Here is a 17772-nt window from a genome sequence, read left to right on the forward strand (position 1 = left end):
CGCAATCAAATCGCTGCCGCCCCACGTGCCGCTTGGTCATACCCACCCGACAGCGCCCTAAGCAGCGCTGCAAGCCGCGACACCTCTGCCGGGTCAACCCCCATCTGTTGCACAGAACGAACAAGCAGCGCTTCGCGCACCCGTCCATATTGCGCGCAATAGTCTTGCCCTGCCTCGGTGATGGTGATCGTCTTTTCCTTGCCGCTGCGGCCAGAGCGCACAAGCCCCTGCTTTTCCAGCTTTTTCACAGCGTAATTGACCAGATGCGTATCCTCGATATTCAGCACGAGGCAGATATCGGCAAGGCTTTTGGCGCGCTCCCGGTGATGCACCAGATGCACGATCAAAACCTCTAGCGGGGTCAGTCCCGGCATCCCTGCCGCCGTCATGCAGCGCACCATCCAGCGCTGAAATGCGTGGTTCGCCATGGTCAGGGCAAACTCCATCTCTGACAGTTCCGGTAATCCCGAATTGGCCAGATGTGCCGATGAGACAACAGGCCCTAACGCGCCAGCATTGTTTGGGGTATCCATAGGGCAATCTCCGGAAATAGCGTCAGAATGGCGGTGGCCAGCACCAAGAGCAGGAAAAACGGAAAGGCATAGCGCGCAATCTCGAAAATACTGCGCCCGGTGATGGATTGCAGAACAAACAAGTTGAACCCCACAGGGGGTGTGATCTGGCTCATCTCTACAACGAGGACAAGGAAAATGCCGAACCAGATCGGATCAATATCGGCAGCAAGCACCATGGGCAGGATCACTGAGGTGGTCAGCACAACGATGGATATTCCGTCCAGGAACATGCCGAGAATGACGAAAAACACCACAAGTGCCGCGAGCAACAGAATGGGCGAATACCCCTGCTCTCCGATCCACGCCGCCAGGGCGCGCGGAATGCCGGTATAACCCATGGCAACAGTCAAAAAGGCTGCGCCTGCCAGAATAAAGGCAATCATGCAGGTGGTGATCGTCGCACCGCGCAGTGCCTCCCACGTGCTCTGCCAATCCAGCGAACCACCAATGGCCGACAGGATCAGCGCACCTAACACGCCCACGACAGCGGCCTCTGTCGGCGATGCCAATCCAGCATAGATCGACCCGATTACCGCGACGATCAACAGGATCGTTGGCCCCAAGAGCGTGAGAGCCCGGAGTTTTTCACCCCATGATGTTGCCGGTTCCCGTTCGGGCATGCGCTCTCGGTTCATCAGCGCCCAGATCATTGTGTAACCGGAAAAAAGCACAGCAAGCAAAATTCCCGGCCCGATCCCCGCCAGAAACAGCCGCGCGATGCTTTGTTCTGTTGCAGCGCCATAGACGATCAGGATGATAGAAGGCGGAATGAGAAACCCAAATGTGCCCGATCCGGCCAGTGTGCCGATGATCATCCGGTCGTCATAACCGCGCTTCGTGAGTTCTGGCACAGACATCCGCCCAACGGTTGCCGTCGTCGCAGCGGACGACCCAGAGACTGCGGCAAAGAGCGCGCAGCCAAATATATTGGCATGGAGCAGACGCCCCGGCAGTCGTCCAGTCAGGGGGGCAAGACCCGAAAACATGTCAGACGACAGACGCGAGCGGAACAGGATCTCACCCATCCAAATGAACATCGGCAGCGCCGTAAGATCCCAGATGTTCAGCGCGCCCCAAACTTTGGTGCCAAATACAAGCTCGGCCGGTGCGGTGCTGGCCAGCATCATTGCCACCAGCCCGACTGCTATCAGGCCAAACCCAACCCACAGGCCAAGCGCCAACACCCCAAAAAGGACGACAATCAAGAGAAGAGAGAGGATTTCAATGCCCATCCTGAACCCCTTTGCCATCCTCGGCTTGCTGAAATGATGGAACGGACCCGCGCAAGAGCGTGACAAACTCGTCGAGCAAGGCCACCCAGAATAGGCACAGCCCCACCACCATCACCGTTTGCGGCACCCAGAGGGGGAACTTCGCCATACCGAAAGAGACTGCGTTGAAGGCCCATGAATCCCATGCCTGCACCCCCGCGCTGTAGAGCGCAAAGCTGCATAGGCCGAGTGCCAGAAAAAGAGCGACGCCAGATAGCATCCGCGCAGCAGACGGCGGCACTGAATGGATCAGCAGCGTCACTCGCACATGGCCACCCGACCGAAGCGTACCCGCAAGTGCCAGAAAAACCGCACCAACGAACAGGAACCCGCCCAATTCTGATAAGGATGTAATGGCGATACCCACCGGTTCTTGGCCAATGGCGAGCAAGGTTTTGTCGATTACTCGCCCCAGCACTTGCACCAGAACCAGCCCGGCAATTGTAACAAGCGCGAGGGCGGCCAAAACAAACCCCGCTGCATAAAGACGATCAAGCAGCCCGCGCAGCATCCGCAGTCTCCCTTATGTCAGAGAAATGTGGCGCGGGCTTGCCCCCGCGCCAAAGGGGTCAGCGTGCCGTATAGGCGGACAGGATCGCCACGCCCACGTCACCGGCGCTGGCTTTCCATTCGTTGGCCATCGTCTCGCCAATCTCGCGCAGGCCATTGGCCAAATCCTCAGAAGGAGTAGAAACCTGCATGCCATTCTCTTTGAGGATCGCGATCTTTTCCTCGGTTTCTGCCATCGACATTTGCCAGCCGCGCGCCTCTGCCGTGACAGAGGCCTCGAACAGCGCCTGTTGCTGCGCTTCGCTCAGGGCCTCGAAGGCGCTTGTATTCACAAACACCATGTTCTTGGGCAGCCAAGCCTGCGTGTCGATATAATGGCTCACAAAATCCCACGCCTGTGACGAGACACCCGTCGAGGGAGAGGTAATCATCGCCGCGACGCGCGATGTCGAGAAAGCGGTCGGAATATCCCCGGCCTCGACCGTCGTTGGAACAGCGCCCATCAATTGCGCCAGACGTTCGGTTGCAGTGTTGTAGGCGCGGAAACTGACACCTTTCATCTGGTCAAGCGCGGTCACTTCCTCTGTCAGATAGAGGCTCTGACCCGGCCATGGCACAGCAAAGAGCAGGGTCAGCCCCTGCTCTGCCAAACGTGCTGTAACCTCATCGCGTGAGGCATCCCAAAGTTTCTTGGCATCGTCATAGCTTGCCGCAAGGAATGGGACTGAGTCGACACCAAAGACCGCATCCTCATTTGCCAGCTGCGACATGAGGATTTCCCCAATGGGGGCCAGCCCGCGGCGCACGGAGTCGCGAATTTCAGGATGCGCATAGAGCGAACCTGCTGAATGCACGGTGATGGTTAGCTCGCCATTCGTCGCCGCCGCGACATCCTCGGCAAACTGCACGATATTCTGTGTGTGAAAGACAGAGTCGCCATAAGGCGTGGGCATATCCCAAGCCGTTTGCGCCTGTGCAGTACCGAAGCTGAGGGCAAAGGCTCCTGAGAGGGCGAGGGTGGTGAAGTGTTTCATGGTCGTCTCCCTGATTGAGCGAAGTGACCGGTTGTATCCCCGGTTCAAGGAAAGCTTGACGGATCATTTATAATTTGTCAACAAAATGTAAATGAAGCATAGCGGGGATGAACAAGATGACCAAAGTATGGGATTTCTGGATTGATCGTGGTGGCACCTTTACCGATGTGATCGGACGCAACCCCGAGGGCAGCATTGAACCGCTCAAGCTTTTGTCCGAAAATCCCGAGGCTTATGAGGATGCCGCCATTGAAGGCATCCGGCGTCTTTTGGGCGGTGCCATTGATGCAGACCGCATCGGCACCGTGCGTATGGGGACGACCGTGGCAACCAACGCGCTTTTGGAACGCAAAGGGGATGCCACGGTTCTCTTGATCACAAGCGGGTTTCGCGACGCTTTGCGCATCGCCTATCAGGCGCGACCAGATATTTTCGCCAAGGAAATTCTGCTCCCCGAACAGCTCTACTCCCGCGTGATCGAAGTACCTGAGCGCTTGCGCGCCGATGGAACTGTAGAAGCCCCCCTTGATCTGACGGTCATTGCCAAGGATCTGGCCGAGGCGCGCGCCGCAGGGATAGATGCCGCCGCCATTGTTCTTATGCATTCCTGGAAAAACCCCGCGCACGAACTGGCCCTTGCCGAAGCAGTGCGCGATGCAGGATTTACACAGGTCTCGGTCAGTCACGAAGTGTCGCCGTTGATCAAGCTGGTGGGGCGCGGCGATACGACCGTGGTTGATGCTTATCTTTCGCCCATTCTGCGCCGCTATGTGGCGCGGGTGGCCTCCGCGCTTGGTGCGACCCCGCCGGGCGAACCCGGCCCCACGCTACAATTCATGATGTCCTCGGGGGGCTTGACCGCCGCAGAGCGGTTTCAGGGCAAGGACGCAATCCTTTCAGGGCCAGCAGGTGGTGTCGTTGGCATGGCACAGACGGCTGCGATTGCTGGCTTTGACAAGGTGATCGGCTTTGATATGGGCGGCACCTCGACCGATGTCGCGCATTTTGCGGGCGAATACGAGCGCGCCTTTGATACCGAGGTGGCGGGCGTGCGCATTCGTGCGCCCATGATGCGGGTGCATACGGTGGCGGCAGGTGGCGGTTCTATCCTGCATGCCGAACCGGGGCGGTTTCGTGTTGGCCCCGACAGCGCCGGCGCCTATCCCGGCCCTGCCTGCTATCGCAACGGCGGGCCGCTCACGGTGACTGATGCCAATGTCATGCTGGGTAAACTCAACCCAGATTTCTTTCCGCCCATCTTTGGCCCCGGTCAGGATCAACCGCTCGATCGTGATATGGTTTCAGCCCGCTTTGCACAGATCGCCACAGAGGCAGGCGACGGCAAATCACCCGAAGAGGTGGCCGAAGGATTTGTGCGTATCGCGGTGGAAAATATGGCCAACGCGGTCAAGAAAATCTCGGTACAGCGCGGCTATGACGTGACCCGCTACCTGCTTAATTCCTTTGGTGGCGCAGGTGGGCAACATGCCTGCCTTGTGGCCGATGCCTTGGGCATGGAAAAGGTTCTGATCCACCCGCTTTCTGGCCTTCTGTCAGCCTATGGCATCGGGCTTGCCCGCGTTAGCGCGTCGCGGCAACAGATGGTGGTGGAGCCGCTGGAGGACGGCAGCGACAACGTCATCACATGCGTGCTGAACGATCTGACTGCGCAGGTCATGCAGGAAATGCAGGCGCAGGGCGTGACCGGGGCAGACACTCGACCCCGCCTCTATCTGCGCTATGACGGCACCGATACTGCTCTGCCGGTGGCCTATGATACCCCCGCACAGGCGCGTGCGGAATTCGAGACGGCGCATCTGGCGCAATTCGGCTTCACCACGCCCGACAAGCGCGTGATCATCGACAGCGCCGAGGTTGAGGCCACAGATGCCGTCCTTCCTGACACCCCCGAGAGCGAGGCCGCCCGCAACGTAGCCGAGGCGCAGACCGACACGCGCACACGGCTGTTTTGTAATGGTGACTGGACCCCTGCGAGCGTGTTCCGCCGCGCGGGCCTGACACCCGGCTCTACCATCACCGGGCCTGCCCTGATCATCGAAGAGAACCAGACCATCGTGGTCGAGCCCGGCTGGCGCGCAGAGATTACGGCACATGACCATGTGCTCTTATCCCGCCACGAGCGGATGGCCCGTGACATGGCGATTGGCACGACCGAGGCTGATCCGATCCTTCTCGAGGTGTTTAACAACCTCTTCATGTCGATCGCGGAACAGATGGGCGTGACCCTGCAAAACACCGCGCAGTCGGTCAACATCAAGGAGCGATTGGATTTTTCCTGCGCGGTCTTTGACGCCACGGGTGCCTTGGTCGCCAATGCCCCGCATATGCCGGTGCACCTTGGTTCTATGGATCGCAGCGTCGAGACGATCATTCGCCTCAATGAAGGCGACATTCACCCCGGCGATGTCTTCGCCCTCAACGCGCCCTATAACGGTGGCACGCATTTGCCCGACATTACCGTTGTCACGCCGGTTTTTGATGAGGCTGGGCAAGCCATCCTCTTCTGGGTCGCGTCGCGCGGTCATCATGCCGATGTCGGCGGCACCGCTCCCGGTTCGATGACACCGCTTGCGACCACCGTGGATGAAGAGGGTGTGTTGATCGACAATCTTCGACTGGTAGACCGGGGACAATTCCGCGAGGATGCTTTGCGCTCAATCCTCAGTGACCACCCCTATCCCTGCCGCAACATCGACATGAATGTGGCCGACCTCAAGGCGCAGATCGCCGCCAATGCGCGCGGCATCAACGAGCTGCGCAAGATGGTGAGCAATTTTGGTCTCGATGTGGTGCAGGCCTATATGGGCCACGTTCAGGACAACGCCGCCGAGGCGGTGGCGCGGGTGCTGGAGAAATTGTCGGATGGCGCGTATGAGTATGAAACCGACACCGGTCAGGTGATCCGGGTCAAGATCACGGTAGACCGCGCCGCACGCGAAGCGACGGTGGATTTCACCGGCACCTCCGAGGTCCGCAAAAACAACTTCAACGCGCCAGAGCCGGTGACGCGCGCCGCCGTCCTTTATGTGTTCCGGATCATGGTCGAGGCCCCAATTCCCATGAATGCAGGCTGCCTGCGCCCCATTCGGATCATCGTGCCCGAAGGCTCTATGCTTTCACCACGCTATCCGGCGGCGGTGGTTGCGGGCAATGTCGAAACATCGCAGCATGTGACCAACGCGCTGTTTGGCGCGATGGGGGCGATGGCCAATAGTCAGGGCACGATGAATAATCTGACCTTCGGCAATGACGAATTTCAGTATTATGAAACCATCTGTTCCGGCTCTCCTGCCGGGCAGTTCAACGACGGGCGGACGTTTCCCGGCACTTCGGGCGTGCATGTGCATATGACCAATTCGCGCCTGACCGATCCGGAAATTCTCGAATTGCGCTTTCCCGTGTTGCTAGAGAATTTCGCCCTGCGTCCGGGGTCTGGCGGCAAAGGGGCTGTCAATGCCGGGGATGGCACAAGCCGTACATTGCGGTTTCTCACCCGGATGGATTGCGCGATCCTGTCGTCGCACCGTAACCGCGCACCGCAAGGCGGCTCGGGCGGCGGCGCGGGCGAGGCGGGTCGGACCGAAGTCCGCCGTCTATCGGGCAAGATCGAGGTGCTGAACGCCTGTGACCAGACGGTGCTTCAGGCAGGCGAAGCCGTGACCGTCATCACACCGACTGCGGGGGGGTTTGGCCGGGCTTGACCCCGGCCGCCCTTCAAATCTCGGGGTTTGGCAGGCTCTCGAACGCGAGTTTGAGGGCGTCGCCCCAGCCATCAGAGATCGTGCGAAAATAAGGATCGTCTGCCTCGATCCGATGGATCGACGGCAGCCGCATACTATCAGCCTCGTAAATGCACATGTCGAGCGGCAAGCCAACGGATAGATTGGCCTTGATGGTCGAGTCAAAGCTCACGAGCAACAGCTTCATTGCATCGGCAAAGCGCATGCTTGGCTCATAGGCGCGCACCAGAATTGGGCGGCCATATTTGGTTTCACCGATCTGGAAGAACGGCGTCTCGCGGCTGGCTTCGATAAAATTGCCCTCGGGGTATATCAAAAACAGGCGTGGCGGCCCGCCCTTGATCTGACCGCCAAGGATCATCGTCGCGTTAAAGGTACTGTCAGCGCGCTGTCCGGTGCTGGCGTGGGTTTCGATCACATCGCGCAGCGTGCCCGCAACAAGACGCGCGGCCTGGAACATCGACGGGACCGACAGGATGGTTGGATCACGCTCGTCATGCGCCTTGGTGCGTTCTTCCAGCAGGCTGACAACCGCTTGGGTGGTGGCCAGATTTCCAGCTGTCAACAGCACCATCGCGCGTTCACCGGGCAATTGCCACGTGTGCAACTTGCGGAAGGTCGAGATATTATCAAGCCCGGCATTGGTGCGCGTGTCGGACATAAATACGATGCCACGATCAAGGCACAGGCCCACGCAATAGGTCACGTCTTAAACCCTCTGTCACTGTTGCTGCGTCACCTGCAGCGTCACATCCATATTCTCGGTCGCCGCCCCGTAACGATGCCCGGATATCGGCGCGGCCTCGGTATAGTCTAGCCCAGTCGCCACCCGCACATAGCGTGTATCGGGCGAGATGGCGTTGGATACGTCAAACCCGACCCATCCAAGACCCTCTACATGGGCCTCTGCCCAGGCATGGGTCGCGCTCTGTTCGTCTTGACCGTCCATCCGCAGATACCCTGAAACATACCGCGCCGGAAGACCCATTGCACGCGCGCAGGCGATGAACACATGCGCGTGGTCCTGACAGACGCCGTGCCCTGCGGCAAGCGCATCCTCAGCCGTCCAGGCAATCTCGGATTTACCGGTTTCATACGCTATTGCCGAATGCACCCGTGTGGACAGATCATGCAGTCGCGCCAAGTCTCCCTCACCCTCGATATGACGCAGAATTTCCCGACATCCTTTGCCGGCGCGGGTGTGTTCAGTGGGGCGCTGGAATAGCCACAGAGGTGCCATGCCCTCATGCGGGCCGACAATTCCGGCGGTGTCAGTCATCTCTACCACGCCCTCGGAGCGGATGGTCAACTCGGTCACATCGGACTCAAAAGTGAACATCACCACGTGATTGCGGTGGTGATCAATGAATTCCGCCTGCTGCGTGGCGCCCTCTACGGTAACGGACCAATTCACCAGCCGCTGTCCGCGCGTTGGTTTGGGATAGAGCCGCACCTGTTGCACGCCATATGGGACTGGCGCGGAATATGAATAGTGGGTGAGGTGTTTGATGGCGAGGTGCATGGGCTATCCGTAAAACCTGTAGTCGATTTCGATTTGTTTGCTCAGCCTGCCCAGATGGCCAAGCACCTCCTGCACATATTCATGCAAGCCGTAATCAAAGATCGCGGCGACATCATGGCTCATGAACCGTCGGCAGAGTGTGTCGGCCTGATGGTGGCATGACAGGCGCAGGTCGTAATCCGTTGCCAGATAGTTGAGGTTATCGCGCAGCTTGCCACAACAGAAATTCAGGCTGCGTGGCATACGTTTGTCAAGAATCAGAAACTGCGCGATGCCCATTGGCGTCACATCGGGGCCGATGGTCAGGCGATAGCCACCTTCACCACTGACCGAGCGCAGGATCGTGTCCCATTGCACATTGTCGAGCCGCGAACCGACCGCCGCCGCTGAGGGCAGCAGCACATAGTATTTCACGTCGAGAATGCGCGCGGTATTGTCAGCGCGTTCAATGAAGGTGCCGATCCGAATGAAATCGTAGATTTCATTGCGCAGCATGGTCCCAAGGATGGCCCCACGCACCAGCGCGTTGCGTTCGCGGATCAGCGATAGAACTTTGGGTAGATCGCGGGTTGCCACTTTGCGGGCAAGCGCCTCTTTGAGCAGCATCCAAAAGGAATTGACCGCCTCCCATGCTTCATATGTCAGCGCCGTACGTACCAGCCGTGCATTGTGCCGCGCCTGCGTGACCACCGCCATCACAGAAGAGGGATTGTCGGGATCGCGCAACATCCAGTCGATTGCCAATTCCGGCAACACTTCGGTGTGTTTCTGTTGATAGCCATAGGCCACTGCCGCAGCTTGCAAAACTGACAGCCAATCGTCAGCCCCACTGCCCGCGCGCGTAAGCGCGATGCGTTGGCCGGTCTCGATCATCCGTGATGTGTTTTCGGCGCGCTCCAGCAGACGCGCCATCCAAAAGAGCCCTCCGGCTGTTTTCCCCAACATGGCTCAGTCCTCCAACACCCAAGTGTCCTTGGTGCCGCCACCTTGGGACGAATTCACAACCAGCGAGCCCTTTTTCATCGCAACCCGCGTCAGCCCACCGGGAGTCACGTTTATCCCCTCGGGCGACATCAGCACAAAGGGCCGTAAATCCACATGCCTCGGGGCCAACCCGGATTTGGTAAAGACCGGCACGGTCGAGAGGCTGAGCGTAGGTTGCGCGATGTAATTGCCAGGTCTCGCCCGCAGCTTGCGCTCAAACTCTTTTAATTCCTTCTTGCTCGCTGCGGGGCCGATCAGCATGCCATAGCCGCCCGATCCATGCACCTCTTTGACCACCAGTTCTGACAAATGCGCCAGAACGTAATCAAGGCTCTCTTTTTCGTTGCAGCGCCATGTTGGCACGTTTTGAAGGATGGGGCGCTCACCTGTATAGAATTCGACGATCTCGGGCATGTAGCTATAGATCGCTTTATCGTCGGAAATGCCGGTGCCGGGGGCATTTGCGATGGTGATCCCGCCCGCGCGGTACACATCCATGATCCCCGGCACGCCAAGCGCGCTCTCGGGATTGAAGTTGAGAGGGTCGAGGAAGTCATCATCCACCCGGCGGTAAAGCACATCAATCGGTTGATATCCGCGTGTTGTGCGCATGGCGACGCGCCCGTCGACGATCCGCAAGTCATGCCCCTCGACCAGTTCGACGCCCATTTTGTCGGCCAGAAAGGCATGTTCGTAATAGGCCGAGTTGAAAATGCCGGGGGTCAGAACCGCCACTGTCGGTGTGCCCTCACAGGCCGCCGGAGCAGATGCCGCAAGCGAGCGCCGCAGGTTGCGCGGATAATCCGATACCGGGCGCACCTGATTGCGAGAGAACAGCTCTGGAAACATCCGCAACATGGTTTCGCGGTTTTCCAGCATATAGCTCACACCCGACGGCGTGCGCGCATTGTCCTCAAGCACAAAGAACTCATCCGGTCCGGTGCGCACAAGGTCGATGCCGGTGATATGGGTATAGACACCCCCCGGCGGCATCATCCCGATCATTTGGGGAAGAAACGCCACGTTGTTTGAGATCATCTCTTGCGGCAAACGCCCGGCCCGGAGGATTTCCTGTCGGTGGTAGATGTCATGCAAAAAGGCGTTGATCGCGCGCACCCGCTGCTCGATGCCGCGCTCCAGCCGCTGCCATTCCCGTCCCGAAATGATGCGTGGAATGATGTCGAAGGGGATCAGACGCTCTTCGGCCTCTGACCGCCCATAGACGTTGAACGTAATCCCCGTAAGGCGAAAAAGATCCTCCGCCTCACGACTTTTGGCACGCAGGCGAGCGGCATCTTCCTCGCTCAGCCAGGCATCAAACTTGGCATAGGGGCCACGAATCTGCCCATTCTGCCCCTGCATTTCATCGAACATATCCATAGGATCATGCTTTCCCTGTCTGGGGGCCTGTGCAATCGAAATTGTTGCGACAGACGGGTCCCAATGCGGTTTCATGCCCGCTTATCCCTCAATCATGCACAAATTTTAAGCTTTGGCAAAGAGTTGTCGCCGCGCCCAGAGAATTACCTGAGGTCATCTGTGTAAGCTTTTGTTACGACAAACATTAGATTTTATTCCTTTTTGTTAGTAAAACTCATAATTATAAAAGAGCCCATAGCCCCAAAGATCAGCCAGAGGTTACCGTGACCCGAACGCCCGAGATGTTGCACGTCACCGTTCAGCGCGGCACGGCAAACGACACCAGAAAAGAGCACTTTGAGGTCCCGGCGCGGGAGAATCAGACTGTACTTGATGTGGTGAGTTGGATTCAGCAAGAGGCCGACCCAACGCTCAGTTATCGTTTTGCTTGCCGCGTTGGAATGTGCGGATCTTGTGCCATGATGGTCAACGGAGTGCCGCGTTGGACCTGCCGCACCCATGTCAGCCGCGTTGCCAGCGGCGGGCAGCTGGATATTGCGCCGTTGCGCAACCTGCCGGTGATCAAGGATTTGGCGACAGACATGGACCCGTTCTTTGACAAATGGGTGGCCGCAGAGGCGCGGCATCACCCGACACGCGGACGACTGGAAGAGTTTGACCCGATCAAGCCTGACGCCCCCGACCGAGCAGAGGCCAATCTTGGCATTGAATGCATCAATTGCGGCATCTGCTATGCCGCATGTGACACCGTGGCAGGCAACCCCGATTATCTGGGACCCGCCGCATTGCAGCGTGCCTGGACCCTTCTCAACGACAGCCGTGATGCAGACCGGCCCAGTATTCTGGCGGCGGTCTCGGGCAAGGGCGGCTGTCATAACTGCCACTCGATGGGCAGTTGCGCGCAGTATTGCCCCAACGGGCTGAACCCGATGCGCGCGATTGCGGGATTAAAGCGGGAAACGGTCAAGGCGGCCTTGCGGGGCAAGCGCGATGCTTGATCTGCGGCTCTACATGGCGCAACGCCTGAGCGCTTTGGTGATGGCCCCCTTGGTTCTGGGCCATATCGCCGTGATGATCTATGCCATTCAAGGCGGTCTCAGCACGGCCGAAATTCTGGGCCGCACCCAAGGCAGCCTCCTGTGGTTCCTGTTTTACGGCACCTTTGTCATTGCGGTCTCCGTCCATGCCGCGATTGGTGTGCGTGTCATTGCGCACGAATGGCTGCGCCTGCGCGGCATCGCGCTTGGGATGCTGACATGGGGCATCTGTGCGGCCCTTCTTGCCCTTGGCCTGAGCGCGGTATTTGCGGTGACGCTGCCATGAAGCAACCGCCCCGCTCGCATCCACTCTGGTTTGCCTTTGTGCTGCACCGCATCTCTGGTCTGGCGCTTGCGCTCTTTCTGCCTGCGCATTTCTGGCTTTTGTCACAGGCGATTACCGCCCCTGCGCGACTTGATGGCTTTCTCGCCTTTGCCGAAAATCCCCTGGTCAAGATCGCCGAATTCGGTCTCGTCTTTCTGCTTGCTGTTCATATGTTCGGCGGCTTGCGCCTGATGGCGCTCGAATTCCTGCCATGGTCCGACCGCCAGAAAACGCTGGCCGCGGGGGCGGTTGGCGCGGCGCTCTTTCTGTCCGGCACGTTTTTCCTGAGGGCGATCTGATGACCCATATCGACCGACATGATACCGATATTCTGATCATCGGCACCGGCGGTGCGGGGCTTTTTGCGGCGCTGCATGCGCAGCAATCGGCGCCTGTAGGCACGCGGATCACCATTGCCGTCAAGGGCCTCATTGGCAAATGTGGCTGCACGCGCATGGTGCAGGGTGGCTATAACGTGGCGCTGGGTGGCGGCGACAGTGTCGAGCGGCATTTCATGGACACCGTAAAGGGCGGCAAATGGCTGCCCAATCAGGATATGGCCTGGAAACTTTGCGAACAGGCGGTGGTGCGCATCCACGAGTTGGAAAATGAAATCGGCTGCTTCTTTGACCGCAACCCCGATGGTAGCCTGCACCAAAAAGCCTTTGCTGGACAGACCGCCGACCGCACGGTCCACAAGGGCGACCTGACCGGCATCGAGATCATCAGCCGGTTGATGGAGCAGGTTCTGGCGCGCCCCGTGGAAAAGCTGCAGGAACATCGCGCCATTGGTCTTATCCCTACGCGCGACGGTAGCGCCTTGGCGGGTGTGCTCTTTATCGACATGCGCACGGGCGGCTTTCGCCTGGTGCGCGCCAAGACGGTCCTTATGGCCACGGGTGGCGGGCCGACGATGTACAAGTACAACACCCCTTCTGGCGACAAGACGATGGATGGTCTCGCCATGGCGCTGCGTGCAGGATTGGAACTGCGCGATATGGAGATGGTGCAGTTTCATCCCACCGGCCTCTTGGCGGGGGATCACACGCGGATGACCGGCACCGTGCTGGAAGAGGGGTTGCGCGGCGCGGGCGGTCAGCTTCTGAACGGTGCCGAAAACCGCTTTATGTTCGACTATGACCCCAAGGGCGAGCGCGCGACCCGCGATGTCGTCAGCCGCGCCATCTATGCCGAAATGCGCAAGAACAATACGTCTGCGAATGGTGGCGTCTTTATCTCTATGGCGCATCTTGGCCCCGACAACGTGCGCGCCAAATTCCCCGGTATGGTCAAACGCTGCGCTGACAGCGGCTTTGATCTGGCAGGTGGTTTGGTCGAGGTCGTGCCAACCGCGCATTACTTCATGGGCGGCGTGGTGGTCGATCCCGATACCCGCACCGCGATGGAAGGGCTCTATGTGGCGGGCGAGGATGCCGGCGGCGCGCATGGCTCGAACCGTTTGGGGGGCAATGGCGTGGCCAATTCCACCGTTTATGGCGGTGTCGCGGGTGATGTGATGGGCGCGGATATTCGCACCATGGGCACGCTGCGCGATCCCTGCCCCAACGCGCTGCAGGCCGAGGTTGACCGCGCCTTGCATCCCCTCAGCCGTCAGCCCGCGCCGGTTCATCCCCTGCGTCACGCGCTGCAAGAGGCGATGTGGGAAGACGTTGGCGTGATGCGCACAGCGGCGGGCATGGAGCGTGGTTTGACCCGCGTTGCCGAGATTTCCGATGCGCTGATGACTGTGGGCGTCGCAGGCGATAATCTTGCCTTCAATCTTACATGGCACGATTGGCTAAACCTGCGCTCACTCTGTGACGTGTCCGAGGCGATTACGCTGGCGGGCCTTGCGCGCGAAAACTCGCGCGGCGCGCATTACCGAGAGGATTTCCCGGACGAGGGTGATCTTGATGCGTCCTATTTCACCGTGATCACCCAGAAGGGCAGCGATCTGACGGTCCGCCGTGATGCGGTGCAATTCACGATCATTCGCCCCGGCGAAACAATCCTGCCCGAGACCGAACCCGAAACATTGGTGGCCGCGCAATGATCCCAATCGACCTTATCCAGAACACCGCCGAGCGCCTGATGGACAAGGCTGCGATCGAAATTCCAGACGATTATTTGACTGGCCTTCAAGCAGCAGCCGAGACCGAGGATGGTGATCTGTCGTCTTTCGTTCTTCAAGCGATGCTTGAGAATTACAAAGCCGCCAAGGAGGACCGCCGCGCGATGTGCGGTGATACGGGGTGCCCGCGCTGGTATGTGAAGATGGGCAACGAGGCCCGGATTGAGGGGGGGCCGGTCGCGCTCGAATCCGCGTTGCGCCGCGCGACAGCCAAGGCCACCTATGACGTGCCCCTGCGCCCCAATCGCGTGCATCCCCTCTGGCGCACGGATCACAACAATAATGTTGGCATCGGCGCGCCTGAGATCGAGTACGCGTACGAGCCGGATGGCGACTGGATTGATCTTATAACGGTGCACAAAGGCGGTCTCTTTGGCACGGATTACCGCATGCTCTTTCCGTCTGACGGGATCGAAGGGATCAAGCGGTTTTATCTCGACAGTCTTGTTGCCTTTGGCAAACGGGGGCTGGCCTGTCAGCCTGCGATTATCGGCATCGGGCTGGGTGGGTCCAAGGATACCTGCATGGTGTTGGGCAAGCGCGCTGCCTGCCTGCGCGTCGTGGGCAGTGAGAACCCGGACCCGAAGATCGCCGCGTTAGAGCGCGAGTTCAAGGATTTGGGCAACTCCATCGGCATGGGCGCGATGGGGTTTGTCGGCAAGAACATGGTGATCAATTGCAACATCGAGGTGGGCTATTGCCATACCGGAGGCATGCAGATGTCGGTGCATGCCTTTTGCCTCTCGTCCCGTCGGGCCGTCGCGCGCCTCTATCCTGATGGGCGGGTCCACTACCGCACCGATCCCGAATGGTTTACCCCCTATCAGCGCCGCGAAACCGTGGATTGGCCGGGCAGTGCACAGGAGGCGGCAGAATGACCAAGCCCCGCGAAATCCGCCTGAGCACCACCCCAACGCCCGAGGCGCTGGCCGAACTGCGCCTCGGCGATATCGTTTATCTTGATGGGTTGCTCTATACGGCCCGTGAAGGCGTCTACATGCGCGCATTGGAGCAAAAGGCGAATATCCCGCTGGAACTGCCCAGCCAGAGTGCAGCGAATTTCCACTGCTCTCCTGCGGCCGCCATTCGCCCCGATGGATCGTTCAACATGGGGGCGGTGACAGCCACCGCCTCTTTCCGCTTTGCCAAATGGTTGCCGGAATGGATGGCCAAGACAGGGGCCAAGCTGATTATCGGCAAAGGCGGCATGTCGTCGAAGGATTACAAATCCTATTTCGTACCCAATGGTGCGATTTACCTTTCAACCGTGGGCTATGGCACCGGGGCGCTGTTAGGTCGTGGCATCGAAAAGGTCGAGGCCGTGCACTGGCAGGATGAATTGGGATTGGCGCAGGCGATGTGGGTCATTCGCTGCAACAAGATGGGGCCGTTCATTGTGGCGTCTGATTTGGACGGAAACTGCCTTTTTGAACGCGAGAACGCCAAGATCGCCAAGAACCTTGAACGGGCCTACGAAGGCACGCGCCCCGCGACGCTCAAGCGCTATGGCGAGACGGATGATCGCTCTGACGAGGTGATTGGTTAGATCAGCTCGCGCAAAAGCAAAACCACGCCCGAAACAAAGGTCATGACGATCAGCAATCGCCGAAAGGCCGTGTCGCTTAGTCGTTTGAACACGCTTATCCCAATCTGCGCCGCCAAAAGCGCCGCCGGGATTGCAATCGCAAGATAGATCAAGGTCTCGCGCGTGTAGGCACCTTTGAGTGCCAGCGTCCCTGTCGCTACCGCGAGAACACCCACGTTGAACGGTTGAAGAACGGCGCGTGTCTCATGCCGTGGCCAAGGGCGCAGCGTACACCACATCATCGGCAGCGCCCCCGAGAGCGAGGCCGCACCGCCTAGAATGCCGCCCAAGAACCCCACCAGCATATCCCAGAATGGCGTGGCGCGTTCGAACGTTGGAAGGTTTGCACGCAGAGTGAAATACCCACCGTAAAGCAGCAGCATCGCCGCCACGACGGTCTTGAGCGTGCTGGCGTCAATCACGCTGAGGATCGTCACACCAATCGGGATGCCCGCCAATCCTGGTATGAGAAAACGCGCCAGCCGCCGCTTGTTCTGTCCTATGGCCGCGCGCACGACCCAAAGCCCTTGGAGGCCCGTGACCACGGATAACACGACCAACATGGCCACCGCTTGAAGGGGCGGCAGAACGGCGAGAAAGAAGCCAAGCGCAAAAAGGGCTGTGCCAAACCCGGCAAGACCGTTGATGAAGCCGCCTGCCATTGCGCCCGCAATGACATAGGGCAGGGCGTCGGCGTTCATCCCGTTGGTCCGCCTGTGGAGGGGGTGAAAATGCCGATCTCGACCGCACCCAACAGGGCTTTGTGGATTTCCTGAATGATGCGGATACGTGGATTGTCGCGCCGATAGGCCAGTGTCAGTTGGCGCACGGGCGCGCCCTCAGGCAGTGGCACGCGGCGCAGCGGCAGCGGTTGCACCCCCCGCACACAGCGCGCAGGAACGATGGAAACGCCAAGACCCGCAAGCACCATGCTCGAAATCGCTTCGAGTCCCTGTAACTCCATCGTGACCGACACGGGAATCCCGTGCTCGCGCAGCCAACCGTCGATCAGCCCACCGACAACAGCGTCGCGGCTGAACCGGATAAACGGATACCGGAGCAAAAGATCTCGCACATCGTCGCCCTTGGCCTCTTGTGGGGCGAGCAGTTCCATTGGCTCTTGCGCAATGTCGGCATGGTCGATTTCCGGGGGTAACGGGCCCTGCCGTGACAGCACCGCCGCATCAAGCGCGCCGCGTTCAACCTCTGCGATGAGCGAGGTGGTCATCCCGGGTACGATACGCACATGCAGGTCTGGATAGCTTTCCTTGAGCAAGCGCACTGACAGCGGGGTCAGGCCCGTCAGGGTCATAGGAACGGCCCCCAACGAGATTTCGCCACGAAACCCTTCGTCGCCCAAGACCGACGGCACGATGGCATCGTAGGCACGCACGATATCGCGCGCCCGCGCCACCAACGCACGCCCCGTCGGGGTCAGTTCCGGCGACCGGCGTGAGCGGTCAAAAAGCACAACCCCCCATTCTTCCTCGAGGCTGCGCATTTGTTGGCTGACGGCGGCGTGGGTCACAAAAACCGCTTCGGCAGCAGCGCTAAAGGTCTTGTGGTCATCCACCGCAATCAGGGTGCGCAAGCGCCGGATTGACATGTCCCGCCTCTTTCGTAAGTTTAGTTAACGCATCCTGTAACGGAATATTGC

General features: G+C 59.4%; 17 protein-coding genes. 7 read left to right on the plus strand and 10 right to left on the minus strand.

Features of this window, described 5'->3' with window-relative positions; genetic code table 11:
* Positions 1 to 5: 5 nt before the first annotated feature.
* The 4 genes from GC127_RS08475 to GC127_RS08490 are packed head-to-tail and all read right to left on the minus strand — an operon-like array spanning position 6 to position 3390.
* The gene (locus tag GC127_RS08475; protein WP_008282760.1) at positions 6 to 446 is read right to left on the minus strand and encodes a winged helix DNA-binding protein; all 441 of its coding nucleotides are present in this window, start codon (positions 444 to 446) and stop codon (positions 6 to 8) included.
* 56 nt (positions 447 to 502) lie between these two features.
* Positions 503 to 1807, minus strand: a complete 1305-nt coding sequence (locus GC127_RS08480; protein ID WP_151977570.1) for a TRAP transporter large permease — start codon at positions 1805 to 1807, stop codon at positions 503 to 505.
* Entirely contained in the window at positions 1797 to 2357 is a 561-nt protein-coding gene (locus GC127_RS08485) for a TRAP transporter small permease (protein WP_151977571.1), read from the minus strand. Before GC127_RS08485 ends, GC127_RS08480 begins: the two co-directional genes overlap by 11 nt.
* 58 nt (positions 2358 to 2415) lie before the next feature.
* The gene (locus GC127_RS08490; protein WP_237183428.1) at positions 2416 to 3390 is read right to left on the minus strand and encodes a TRAP transporter substrate-binding protein; all 975 of its coding nucleotides are present in this window, start codon (positions 3388 to 3390) and stop codon (positions 2416 to 2418) included.
* Between the two features lie 116 nt (positions 3391 to 3506).
* Between GC127_RS08490 and GC127_RS08495 the strand changes: the two genes are divergently transcribed.
* A complete protein-coding gene (locus GC127_RS08495; RefSeq protein WP_151977572.1) occupies positions 3507 to 7112 on the plus strand; it encodes a hydantoinase B/oxoprolinase family protein in 3606 nt (1201 codons plus the stop codon).
* Positions 7113 to 7125: 13 nt separating this feature from the next.
* Here GC127_RS08495 and GC127_RS08500 read toward each other — a convergent pair whose 3' ends face one another.
* From GC127_RS08500 to GC127_RS08515, 4 genes are read right to left on the minus strand one after another with little or no spacing between them, the layout of a single operon-like run.
* On the minus strand, positions 7126 to 7857 hold the full coding sequence (locus tag GC127_RS08500) for a proteasome-type protease (RefSeq protein ID WP_037298666.1): 732 nt from the start codon (positions 7855 to 7857) through the stop codon (positions 7126 to 7128).
* Between the two features lie 15 nt (positions 7858 to 7872).
* Positions 7873 to 8673 (minus strand): transglutaminase family protein, encoded by an 801-nt coding sequence (locus GC127_RS08505; protein WP_008282767.1) that lies wholly within the window; start codon positions 8671 to 8673, stop codon positions 7873 to 7875.
* 3 nt (positions 8674 to 8676) lie between these two features.
* A complete protein-coding gene (locus GC127_RS08510; RefSeq protein WP_037298668.1) occupies positions 8677 to 9618 on the minus strand; it encodes an alpha-E domain-containing protein in 942 nt (313 codons plus the stop codon).
* A gap of 3 nt (positions 9619 to 9621) precedes the next feature.
* On the minus strand, positions 9622 to 11037 hold the full coding sequence (locus tag GC127_RS08515) for a circularly permuted type 2 ATP-grasp protein (protein WP_008282769.1): 1416 nt from the start codon (positions 11035 to 11037) through the stop codon (positions 9622 to 9624).
* Positions 11038 to 11318: 281 nt separating this feature from the next.
* Between GC127_RS08515 and GC127_RS08520 the strand changes: the two genes are divergently transcribed.
* From GC127_RS08520 to GC127_RS08545, 6 genes are read left to right on the plus strand one after another with little or no spacing between them, the layout of a single operon-like run.
* Entirely contained in the window at positions 11319 to 12035 is a 717-nt protein-coding gene (locus GC127_RS08520) for a succinate dehydrogenase/fumarate reductase iron-sulfur subunit (RefSeq protein ID WP_151979675.1), read from the plus strand.
* Positions 12028 to 12360: a succinate dehydrogenase gene (locus GC127_RS08525; protein WP_151977574.1), complete on the plus strand. Its 333-nt coding sequence runs from the start codon at positions 12028 to 12030 to the stop codon at positions 12358 to 12360. The genes GC127_RS08520 and GC127_RS08525 overlap by 8 nt, the downstream gene beginning before the upstream one ends.
* Positions 12357 to 12698 carry a succinate dehydrogenase, cytochrome b556 subunit gene (gene sdhC, locus GC127_RS08530; protein WP_008282772.1) on the plus strand — a complete coding sequence of 114 codons (342 nt, stop codon included), beginning with the start codon at positions 12357 to 12359 and terminating at the stop codon, positions 12696 to 12698. Before GC127_RS08525 ends, sdhC begins: the two co-directional genes overlap by 4 nt.
* Entirely contained in the window at positions 12698 to 14452 is a 1755-nt protein-coding gene (locus tag GC127_RS08535) for an L-aspartate oxidase (protein ID WP_151977576.1), read from the plus strand. Before sdhC ends, GC127_RS08535 begins: the two co-directional genes overlap by 1 nt.
* Positions 14449 to 15408: a fumarate hydratase gene (locus tag GC127_RS08540; RefSeq protein ID WP_151977578.1), complete on the plus strand. Its 960-nt coding sequence runs from the start codon at positions 14449 to 14451 to the stop codon at positions 15406 to 15408. Before GC127_RS08535 ends, GC127_RS08540 begins: the two co-directional genes overlap by 4 nt.
* Complete coding sequence (locus GC127_RS08545) at positions 15405 to 16076, plus strand: fumarate hydratase C-terminal domain-containing protein (protein WP_151977580.1); 672 nt, start codon at positions 15405 to 15407, stop codon at positions 16074 to 16076. Before GC127_RS08540 ends, GC127_RS08545 begins: the two co-directional genes overlap by 4 nt.
* On the opposite strand, the gene GC127_RS08550 is transcribed toward GC127_RS08545, so the two are convergent.
* The gene (locus GC127_RS08550) at positions 16073 to 16816 is read right to left on the minus strand and encodes a sulfite exporter TauE/SafE family protein (RefSeq protein ID WP_081507229.1); all 744 of its coding nucleotides are present in this window, start codon (positions 16814 to 16816) and stop codon (positions 16073 to 16075) included. The genes GC127_RS08545 and GC127_RS08550 overlap by 4 nt on opposite strands.
* On the minus strand, positions 16813 to 17721 hold the full coding sequence (locus GC127_RS08555; RefSeq protein ID WP_008282777.1) for a LysR family transcriptional regulator: 909 nt from the start codon (positions 17719 to 17721) through the stop codon (positions 16813 to 16815). The genes GC127_RS08550 and GC127_RS08555 overlap by 4 nt, the downstream gene beginning before the upstream one ends.
* Positions 17722 to 17772 lie beyond the last annotated feature (51 nt).

It is taken from the genome of Roseovarius sp. EC-HK134 (assembly GCF_902498815.1).
In the GTDB taxonomy this organism is placed as follows: domain Bacteria; phylum Pseudomonadota; class Alphaproteobacteria; order Rhodobacterales; family Rhodobacteraceae; genus Roseovarius; species Roseovarius mucosus_A.